Origin of the sequence: Ruminococcus sp. J1101004sp1_RTP21198st1_B9_RTP21198_201120, assembly GCF_040924245.1 — a bacterium.
Classification (GTDB): Bacteria; Bacillota; Clostridia; order Lachnospirales; family Lachnospiraceae; genus Blautia_A; species Blautia_A faecis.
Genome location: NZ_JBCOMI010000061.1, coordinates 1 through 7,836, shown reverse-complemented (window position 1 = coordinate 7,836; position 7,836 = coordinate 1). Strand labels below are relative to the sequence as shown.

Here is a 7,836-nt window from a genome sequence, read left to right as displayed (position 1 = left end):
ATTCCATTAGGATGTAACATGTATGTAGTTTTGAAGGTACAGAACGGAAACGGTAGCCGGTTGGTTATCGTTTTTTTTGTGTGTATGTTTCTATTGCAAAATTTTCTCATTTGTTTACATTTACCTATTGCATTATTTGAAAATATGTAGTAACTTAGTATCTACCACGCTGTAATCACAGAACAAATATTCTGTTTTACAGTTTGGAAATGAAGGGGGAAATCGATAAATGGAAAACACAGTAACTAAGCCTGGATTCCGGAAGAAATTTCTGGGAGATAAGGCCTTTTACAAAATGGTACTTGCAATTGCAATACCCATTATGATACAGAATGGTATCACTAATTTTGTCAGTCTTCTGGACAATATTATGATCGGAAGGATTGGCACAGAGCAGATGTCAGGGGCAGCCATTGTAAATCAGCTCCTTTTTGTATACAATCTTTGTCTGTTTGGAGGCGTGTCCGGTGCTGGAATTTTTACAGCTCAGTATGCGGGTCAGAAGGATCATGAAGGGGTACGCCAGACATTTCGCTACAAATTATGGCTGGTAATTGCGCTCACAATTATAACAATATTGATTTTAATGTGCTCAGGAGAAAACCTGATCGGCATGTATCTGAAAGGCGAAGGAAGTGCAGCAGCACTGGAGGCTACGAGCAGATATGGAATGCAGTATCTGTGGATCATGTTTATTGGATTGCCGCCATTTATGATCAGTCAGGCATACTCCAGTACCCTTCGCGAATGCGGAGAGACTGTTCAGCCTATGAAGGCGGGAGTTACTGCAGTACTTGTGAATCTTGTATTCAACTATCTTCTTATTTATGGTAAATTTGGCTTTCCAGAGCTGGGAGTACAAGGAGCCGCTATTGCGACTGTTCTTTCCCGCTATGTGGAGGCTGCAATTATAATTATCTGGTCACACACTCACACAGAAAAAATGCCTTTTGCCAAAGGTCTTTACAGTACTCTGAAGGTACCAGCTAATTTAACAAAGAAGATTTTGATCAAAGGAACTCCGCTGCTGCTTAATGAGACTCTCTGGGCAGCCGGAATGGCAATTCTTACCCAGTGCTATTCTATTCGGGGATTAAACGTAGTAGCTGCACAGAATATTGCAAATACCATTAATAATGTTTTTAATGTTGTATTCATCGCTTTGGGAGACTCTGTTGCCATTGTAGTGGGACAGCTGTTAGGCGCGGGAAATATGAAGAAGGCCAGAGATACAGATAATAAGATGATTGCATTTTCTGTTATGTGCTGCACTGGAGTGGCATTAGTCATGCTGATTGTCGCACCATTTTTCCCAAAGCTGTATAACACCAATCTGGATGCGCAGGAACTGGCGAAATACTTTATTATGATCATGGCAATTTTTATGCCGCAGAACGCATTCCTGCATGCTTCATATTTTACCTTGCGTTCCGGTGGAAAAACGATCATTACATTTTTATTTGACAGTGTATTTGTGTGGTGTGTTAGTGTACCAATTGCGTATTGCCTCAGTCGCTTCACAGGTTTACACGTGTTGGCTGTTTTTGCCATGGTACAGGTGGGAGATATTTTGAAGTGTATTGTGGGGTTTGTGCTGGTTAAGAAAGGTGTATGGATGCAGAATATTGTTTCCGGAAAATAGGCGTGGAATGCCTGATAATTATTTTTCAAATAGAGTTTTTTGTTAACCGAATGACTTATCAGGAGCGTGTTTGAAAAAGGCTTTTTCAAATGCGTTCTAAGAAAAAATGCTTTTAATTTATTCAAACAGCAGTTCAGAAGCTGCGTAAATAAATTAAAAGCATTTTTATTATCCATGGGTATTTTAAAGAGAAAGCAGTTCCCCTGTCCGTGTCACATTATATCCGGTCTGTCCCTGAAGAATCGTTCGGAAATCTTCAGACCGTACAATTTCAAGAAGAGCAGAGAATCCAGGCTGGGAAAGGGCTTCCGTTTCCATGACCAGATACATAGGAAGTGTCTGAAGCGGAATAAAATCCAGAAGTCCGGACTGGTGTGCTGCGTATTCTTCTCCAAGAGCTGAATCTGCCTTGTGCGTAGCAATAGCTGCGGCAGTGGAAATATCAGATACCAGTTCAGTATGGTAACCAGATATGCTGGCTGGCGAAATTTTTTCTGAGAAAAGAAACTGGTCCAGGTAAATCCGTGGTGTACTTCCTTTTTCCCGATTGGCAATCTTTATGTCTTTACGGGCGAAATCCATCAGACCTGAAAGCTTCAAAGGGTTTCCAGAAGGAACATAAAGCCCTATGGAATACTCATAAAGGCATAAAAGAGAAAGCTGTACACCTGGGACAAGGCTGCGGATATGTTCCAGATCCAGACTTGCACATGCTATGTGAGCCTTTTTGAAATAAAGAGAATACAGGCTGTTGTAGCTGTTCATAAAGGATTGAAGGACTGGGATCCCCTGAGGGTGAATGGACATCTGGCTGATCAGAAGTTCGAGAGCCGGGGAAAACTGTCCGCAAAGGATCAGTCCGCTGGAGTGGAGAAGATAATCCCTCTTCAAAAGGGAACTTTCTGGAGGAAGTTCCGGAATCTGCAGATTTCCGTTAGGGGTACTGGAAGAAACGGCTTTCTGATCTGGCATGTTATTGCCGGAACCGGAACGCTCCAGGTATTGTTTCAGCTGCTGCTCGCTGATGCGAAGCTGTTTTCCTACTTTAGAAGAATATAATTCTCCACGTTTGATCAATTCATAAACCGTGGTCTTCTTAATTTGGAGCTTGTCTGCAATTTCCTGAGCAGTATAAAGTTTATTCATCAATTCCCACCATAACGTTGGTTGCCTTAATGACTGCGTAAGCGTCAGAGCCAACTTCAAGTCCAAGTTCTTCTACAGCTGCACAGGAAATAGTAGCTGTGATAATGTTGCCGCCTCCGATATCAATTGTGACGATGGAGTTAACGGCTCCCTTATTGATATTGATAACTTTTCCCTTTAACTGGTTGCGTGCACTTAATTTCATAGTTAAATCCTCTTTTCATTATTTACTACAAAACTCCTGAAAGACAGCTGTGTATTCATTATGTCTATATGCTGAATGGATGGATATCAGACAGATCGGAACATATGAGCAAGTAGGAGATTAGACAGGAGTATGAACGTGTTCCATAGCTGAGAAGCAGCTGCCTTTTGTATTTATTATTGGTAGTATTTAAATATCATAGCATGTTGGAAAGAAAATAACAAGGAGTGTTTCGTTGGAGAAAAAATGAAAAGTAAAAAAAATTTGTGTGAACTAATAAAAATTGTACAAACAATGCAGGTTCAAATTGACATAGCAAATGAAATTAAGTATAATGGATGAAACTGAATAAAACATAACAAAACACAACAAAATACAACAAGAATGGAAGGCGTGAAATGAAAAAAAGAGTTTTTGCAGCACTTATGGCTGGTGTTATGGGAACTATGATGTTTGGAACTACTTTCGTATCTGCTGAAGCAGAGACACCGGAACTGAAAGGTGAGGTTTACGCATTTATTGCAGCCAGCCTGAATAACGCCATGGAAGAGATTCAGAAGAATTTTAATGAAACTTATCCGGATGTTGAGATTCTTTACAATGCAGACAGTTCAGGAACTTTGCAGACTCAGATTGAGGAAGGCGCCCGCTGCGACATTTTCTTCTCAGCAGCTAGGAAGCAGATGGATGCACTGGTTGACGAGGGGATTGCTGACAAGGATTCTGTAGTGAATCTTCTTGAGAATAAAGTTGTTCTCATTAAACCAAAGGGGGGAGAGACCAAGGTAACCGGATTTGAGAACATTCCAGATGCTGCAAACCTTGCCCTTGCCGGAGAGGACGTTCCGGTTGGACAGTATTCCCGCGAGATTTTTGATAATCTTGGAATTACAGATGAAGTAAACAAGATGGAGATCAACGAGGGTAAGAATGTTACAGATGTACTTGCATCTGTAAGTGAGGGCAGCAATGAGGTTGGTATCGTATATGCTACGGATGCGGCTTCTGTGGCAGATTCTGTTGAGATTATTGCAGAGGCACCGGAGGGAAGCCTTAAAACACCTGTACTTTACCCTGCCGGAATGGTAGAAGATAAAGAAGCAAGTGATGATGATAAAGCAGCAGCAGAAGCATTTCTTGAGTACCTTCAGTCTGATGAAGCTCTTGAAGTATTTGAGAAATATGGATTTGCAGCTTATGTAAATGACGAGAAAACGGATGACACGGCAGCCGCTGAAGAGACCGCAGAGCCGACAGAGGAAGCATCTGAAGACACTGCAGAATAAAGGATAATAATATGGTAGAATTTCTCAGTGAAATAAACTGGAGTCCTTTGTGGATTTCTTTGAAAACCGGTGTGGCAGCAACTATATTTGCTTTTTTTCTGGGTGTATTCTGTGCAAGGAAGATCATGAAACTGAAACCGGGAGCAAGGGCAGTGCTGGATGGGATTCTGACAATGCCTCTTGTTCTGCCTCCTACAGTAGCTGGATTCTGCCTGCTTTTGCTTTTTAGCCTGAAAAGGCCTTTTGGAAGTTTTCTGCTGGACAATTTTGATATTAAAGTAGTTCAGACATGGACCGGATGTGTGATCGCAGCTTCTGTGATCGCATTTCCACTGATGTATCGAAATGCCAGGGCGGCCTTTGAGCAGGTGGATGTGAATCTGATCTATGCAGGAAGAACTTTGGGAATGAGTGAAAGCCGGATATTCTGGAAGGTGATTATGCCTGCAGCAGGACCTGGAATTGCTTCCGGTACTGTACTGGCTTTTGCCCGTGCCATTGGGGAATATGGAGCAACCTCCATGCTTGCCGGCAATATCCTTGGAAAGACAAGAACGGTTTCTGTTGCAATTGCATCGGAGACTGCAGCTGGAAATTATGATATGGCAGGTTTCTGGGTCGTAGTGATCATATTGATCTCATTTCTGGTGGTTGCGGCAATTAATATTGTTTCCGGAAGAGGAATGCAGACCAGAAGGTGGATATAATGGCGATTGAACTTGATATTCAGAAAAATTTTAAAGGTTTTTCCCTGGATGTAAAGCTGAAGGGGCAGGCTGGAACTATAGGGATCCTGGGCGCTTCCGGAAGCGGAAAGAGTATGACTCTTCGCAGTATTGCCGGAATTGAGACTCCGGATTCCGGAAGGATCATTATTAACGGGAAGACTGTTTTTGATTCTGAGGCAAAAATTAATTTAAAGCCTCAGGAGAGAAGAGTTGGATACCTGTTTCAGAATTATGCCCTTTTCCCAACTATGACCGTAGAAAAGAATATTGCCTGCGGGTATCGAGGGGGAAAAAGTGAGCTTTCACAGAAGGTTGCAGATTACATAAAGAGGTATCATCTGGAGGGATTGGAGAAGCATTTTCCGTCGCAGCTTTCTGGCGGTCAGCAGCAGCGGGTGGCTCTCGCGCGTATGATGATCGGAGAGCCGGAGGTGATTCTTCTGGATGAACCTTTTTCTGCGCTGGATGGGTATCTGAAGGACATTTTGCAGCGTGATATGCAGAATTTTTTGAAAGATTACAAAGGCGATATGCTCATGGTAACTCACAGCAGGGATGAGGCATATAAGTTCTGCAGTCAGCTGAACCTGTTGAATAATGGAAAAGATATTCTTACTGGTGAGACCAGGGATATTTTCGAGAATCCTCAGTATCTGGAGGCTGCAAGGCTGACTGGATGTAAAAATTTTTCTGCGGTGCAGAAGATGGGCAGCCATGAAGTTTATGCATTGGATTGGGAGCTTATGCTTCGTTCAGAACAGGAAGTGACAGAGGATATTACCCATGTTGGAATCCGGGGACATTGGATGAGGCCGGCAGATGAGGCTGGTGAGAATACCATGGAAGTGCAGGTTGAGGAGTATATTGAAAATACTTTTGAGCATCAGTATCTGTTTCGTAATAAAGGGGCTGCAGAAAGCGGCACTTTGTGGTGGATGTGCCAGAAAAAGAATTTCCAGGAAACTGCAAAGGACAATATCCCAAAGTATCTGTATTTTCCACCAGAGCATGTGATGTTGCTGAAGAAATAAAATAAGGTGGTTCTGAATGAATAATAAAGGAATATGAGACAGCATGGAATGGTGTGCTGTTTCATATTCCTTATTTTGTATTGCGAAGTCTGCAGAAAACGGATAGTAGAAGAAAGTCTTTATTTCAGATATGCTTCAGAACCTTTTTTAAACAAGCTCTGATGCTGCGATAAAAAAAACGCCGGAAACCTTGAATTACAAGATTTCTGACGCTTAAGAGCAGGGGATGAGAGAATCGAACTCCCACCAAAGGTTTTGGAGACCCCTATCATACCATTTGACCAATCCCCTATGTTTTGTTTCTGTTGCAATTATACATACAAAAGGAACAGTTGTCAAGGCAAAATTAATAAAAATTGCACGAAATCAACTATAAAACGGAGATGGAGGGATTTGAACCCTCGCACCAGTTGCCCGGCCTACCGCATTTCGAGTGCGGACCCTTCAGCCACTTGGGTACATCTCCATGACATTCTCCATTATATCGGGGGATTGGATAAAGGTCAATCTTTTTTTTATTGACGTAAAAAGAATAGTGTAATAATATGAAAGGAAAGCAAAATACGAGGAGACCAGTTATGAGTGACAAAAAGACATCCATAGAGAATGCAGTAGAGCGTCTGACTGCCAATTACCGTAAGGAAGAGCTGTTTCTGACAAAGAGCGGAAGACATCTTCCAGTCCGTGCAGCGATTATTAATATTGTGAAAGAAATGAGATCAGTTATTTTTCCAGGATATTTCGATATTGATTCGGGAGCAGCCGTTTTTCCGGAACATTATACCGGATATCTGCTCAATGACCTGTTTGACCGTATGCAGGCACAGATCGAGACGGCTTTTCTGTATATTGGCGAGGATATGCCCAGTGCATGTGGCAAGGCAGCACAGGTAACCTCCAGATTTTTTGAGCAGCTTCCGGAAGTGCAGGAGATGTTGCTGAAAGATGTGCAGGCTGGCTTTGATGGTGACCCGGCTGCGAAGAGTAAAGAGGAGATTATTTTCTCCTATCCGGGATTTCTGGCAATTTATGTGTATCGTCTGGCACACATCCTTTATCTGGAGGAGGTTCCGTTTATCCCAAGGATTATGACAGAGTATGCTCATGACCACACAGGAATAGATATTAACCCAGGTGCTACGATTGGGGAATATTTCTTTATTGACCATGGAACTGGCGTAGTAATCGGTGAAACGACTACTATTGGAAATAATGTGAAGCTGTATCAGGGAGTTACCCTTGGCGCTCTTTCTACAAGAAAAGGACAGCAGCTTTCTGGTGTGAAGCGTCATCCTACTATTGAAGATAATGTGACCATTTATTCCAATTCTTCTGTACTTGGTGGAGAAACTGTGATTGGGGAGAATACGATCATCGGCGGAAACACATTTATCACAGAATCGATACCTGCAAACTCCAAGGTAAGTGCAAAGAGTCCGGAGCTGGTGATCAAGAAGCCGCGTACACATGTGGAAGCTTCCAATGTCTGGGACTGGGAAAATTAACGGAATAAAGTGAAAATGGCAGTTAACAGAGCAGGCACAGTGGTGTTTTAGGAAATATCATTTCTGGAAAAAAAGAAAGTCGCAGTGTGAATCTGGTAACATGCATCGCTGTGAATGTGATAAATTGTGTAACTGCTGACTGCTCCAGAGCATGTTTGAAAAATCATTCTCACAATCTGCACGCCTCACTTTGCGGTATATTTCGCCCGAATTCGATTGCCGTAGCCCGCTACGGCGCCCTCATCCGGACAAAATCTCCCACAAATTGTGACGCACATCTTGCAGAAAGCCTT

At 42.5% G+C, this 7,836-nt stretch carries 7 protein-coding genes, 2 tRNA genes and 1 pseudogene; 6 read left to right on the top strand and 4 right to left on the bottom strand.

The genetic code is table 11. The features are described from left to right. Positions 1 to 229: 229 nt before the first annotated feature. Entirely contained in the window at positions 230 to 1,642 is a 1,413-nt protein-coding gene (locus tag AB5618_RS21030) for an MATE family efflux transporter (RefSeq protein ID WP_226815898.1), read from the top strand. A gap of 183 nt (positions 1,643 to 1,825) precedes the next feature. Here the strand turns inward: AB5618_RS21030 and AB5618_RS21025 are convergent, their stop codons facing one another. Next, positions 1,826 to 2,788 (bottom strand): helix-turn-helix transcriptional regulator, encoded by a 963-nt coding sequence (locus tag AB5618_RS21025; protein WP_118579243.1) that lies wholly within the window; start codon positions 2,786 to 2,788, stop codon positions 1,826 to 1,828. Continuing rightward, positions 2,781 to 2,993 carry a molybdopterin-binding protein gene (locus AB5618_RS21020; RefSeq protein ID WP_118579240.1) on the bottom strand — a complete coding sequence of 71 codons (213 nt, stop codon included), beginning with the start codon at positions 2,991 to 2,993 and terminating at the stop codon, positions 2,781 to 2,783. Before AB5618_RS21020 ends, AB5618_RS21025 begins: the two co-directional genes overlap by 8 nt. 398 nt (positions 2,994 to 3,391) lie before the next feature. Between AB5618_RS21020 and modA the strand changes: the two genes are divergently transcribed. Genes modA through AB5618_RS21005 form a run of 3 tightly spaced genes read left to right on the top strand, consistent with a single transcriptional unit; the run spans position 3,392 to position 6,038 of the window. After that, positions 3,392 to 4,279: a molybdate ABC transporter substrate-binding protein gene (modA, locus tag AB5618_RS21015; protein WP_368367037.1), complete on the top strand. Its 888-nt coding sequence runs from the start codon at positions 3,392 to 3,394 to the stop codon at positions 4,277 to 4,279. Between the two features lie 11 nt (positions 4,280 to 4,290). Continuing rightward, entirely contained in the window at positions 4,291 to 4,986 is a 696-nt protein-coding gene (gene modB, locus AB5618_RS21010; protein WP_195591256.1) for a molybdate ABC transporter permease subunit, read from the top strand. After that, the gene (locus tag AB5618_RS21005; RefSeq protein WP_195591254.1) at positions 4,986 to 6,038 is read left to right on the top strand and encodes a sulfate/molybdate ABC transporter ATP-binding protein; all 1,053 of its coding nucleotides are present in this window, start codon (positions 4,986 to 4,988) and stop codon (positions 6,036 to 6,038) included. Before modB ends, AB5618_RS21005 begins: the two co-directional genes overlap by 1 nt. A gap of 220 nt (positions 6,039 to 6,258) precedes the next feature. Here AB5618_RS21005 and AB5618_RS21000 read toward each other — a convergent pair. Together AB5618_RS21000 and AB5618_RS20995 are read right to left on the bottom strand one after the other, a co-directional pair. Next, positions 6,259 to 6,329, bottom strand: a tRNA-Trp gene (locus tag AB5618_RS21000). A gap of 87 nt (positions 6,330 to 6,416) precedes the next feature. Continuing rightward, a tRNA-Ser gene (locus AB5618_RS20995) sits at positions 6,417 to 6,504 on the bottom strand. A 112-nt stretch (positions 6,505 to 6,616) separates the two neighbouring features. Between AB5618_RS20995 and epsC the strand changes: the two genes are divergently transcribed. Further along, the gene (gene epsC, locus AB5618_RS20990) at positions 6,617 to 7,543 is read left to right on the top strand and encodes a serine O-acetyltransferase EpsC (RefSeq protein WP_148462797.1); all 927 of its coding nucleotides are present in this window, start codon (positions 6,617 to 6,619) and stop codon (positions 7,541 to 7,543) included. A gap of 86 nt (positions 7,544 to 7,629) precedes the next feature. Further along, positions 7,630 to 7,776 (top strand): annotated as a pseudogene (locus AB5618_RS20985) (DUF6783 domain-containing protein); the annotation flags it as partial. Between the last annotated feature and the right edge of the window lie 60 nt (positions 7,777 to 7,836).